The sequence below is a fragment of the Salinimicrobium oceani genome (assembly GCF_012037645.1).
Genome location: NZ_JAAVJR010001115.1, coordinates 1 through 358 on the forward strand (window position 1 = coordinate 1; position 358 = coordinate 358).

A 358-nucleotide genomic window follows, 5' to 3' on the forward strand; every position below is an offset into this window, starting at 1 on the left:
ATTCTAAATTCTGTTCCGTCGGCTTCATTGCGCAGATAATCTACTGTGATCATGGGCTCCAGAAATACCACTTCTGAATTATAGGTGCCATAGATAAAGGTATGGGTAAAATTACCCTGATTAAAGGGAATTTCGGGAGAAGAAGAGTCCAGCCAATGCACTCCCATATAAGGTACCATTTCAACAGGATCGGCTGTGAAATAAGTTTCCGGCAAATAAGCAGCATCCGGAAAGATGGTAGCCTTCTCAATTTCTGTAACCTGCATTTTTTCTTCCTCTGAGATCATATAAAAATGCACATCAAAGTGAGGAAATTCATAAAAAAAAGGCTCGTGCCCCTGTGGATTCCAGTCCAGGT

The 358-nt window shown here is 41.3% G+C and carries 1 protein-coding gene; it reads right to left on the reverse strand.

The genetic code is table 11. The features are described from left to right. Nucleotides 1-266 (reverse strand): hypothetical protein (locus HC175_RS21045; protein WP_209310167.1); only part of this gene is annotated, 266 nt, incomplete at its 3' end. Nucleotides 267-358 lie beyond the last annotated feature (92 nt).